Below are 1,221 nucleotides of genomic sequence, written 5' to 3' on the forward strand. Positions count from 1 at the left end.
ATACGCTTCGCGAAAAGCTACCTCTATGTCGGTCAATAAATGTTCCTCCAATCTCCAATATTGACACTTTCATCATCCATGGCAGTCGCCTCGCCGCTAAGCGAGTTCCCCTGCTACGAAGACAAGCTTCTTCGCGTTCAATCATGGCTAATACCATTCCGCATTAAAGTTCAGTCACCTTTGCCCATTCCCGAGAGCACATCTTTACCACGCGTTTTGTACAACTGATAAAGCTGTTCCATGCCTGGCTGCAGGCATCCACTATGTCCTCATATCCTTTAATACCATTCCGCATTAAAGCTCAGTCACTTTCGCCCATGAGAGCACATCTTTATCACGCGTTTTGTACAACTGATAAAGCTGTTCCATGCCTTGCTGCAGGCATCCACTATGTCCTCATCTCCTTTAAAACAGCGATTGGCGAGATAATGTTGGCGAAGCCAACTCCATACCTGTTCGATGGGGTTTAGTTCTGGGGAATATGGCGGCAGTTTGAGTATCGACAGGTTGGGGATATCAGCAGCAAGGTCTTTGGTATGCCAACCCGCACCGTCCATTACCACGACTGCATGGCGGCCAGGTTTGGTGCGTCTTGCAATCAGCTCCAGGTACTGGTACATGATGTCCTTATTAACGAATGACGTGATGATGGCTTCAGTTTCTCCTGTTGTAGGACAGACTGCGCCGAACAGGTGCACATATTCAAACTGCTGCTGTTTTAGCGCTCTTGGTCTACTGCCTTTGGGGGCCCAAAGGCGTGTCGTTGTATTTTGCAGGCCGAATCTGGCTTCGTCCTGAAACCAAATATCAATCGAGACTAAAAAAATCAGCCTCACAATTAACTTTGAATACGCACAGCTGTGAGCTCTTTTAACTTAAAATTGAGTAATTTAATCTAGTCATTAAACCCTCTCAGTGTGGATAACTCTGGGTATAACAAGTGTGTAGGTTGTGCCTAGCTTGGGTGTAACAATCTATTTGAAAATTAATCATAAAAACCTGAAAAAGCGCTTGCACAAAAAGTTTCGCTGCCTATAATGCGCATCCACTGACACGGCAGACAGCGAAAGCGAGTGCGGTTTCAGTGCGAATCGAATGCAGAATGTGCAGTTGATTCAAAAGCCTCAAGAAGTTTGTAAAAACGCCTTGACGCAACAAGGGAAATGCGTAAAATACGCAGCCCTGACCCAGTGAGCGGTAACGCAAGCGATGAGGTCAAAC

At 46.2% G+C, this 1,221-nt stretch carries 2 pseudogenes; both read right to left on the bottom strand.

The window, feature by feature from the left end:
• Positions 1-163: 163 nt before the first annotated feature.
• Positions 164-280: pseudogene (locus SHEWPOL2_RS23300) on the bottom strand (IS630 family transposase); the annotation flags it as partial.
• Between the two features lie 25 nt (positions 281-305).
• Positions 306-812 (bottom strand): annotated as a pseudogene (locus tag SHEWPOL2_RS22000) (IS630 family transposase); the annotation flags it as partial.
• Between the last annotated feature and the right edge of the window lie 409 nt (positions 813-1,221).

This window comes from Shewanella sp. POL2, from assembly GCF_000282755.1.
GTDB classification, from domain to species: Bacteria; Pseudomonadota; Gammaproteobacteria; order Enterobacterales; family Shewanellaceae; genus Shewanella; species Shewanella xiamenensis.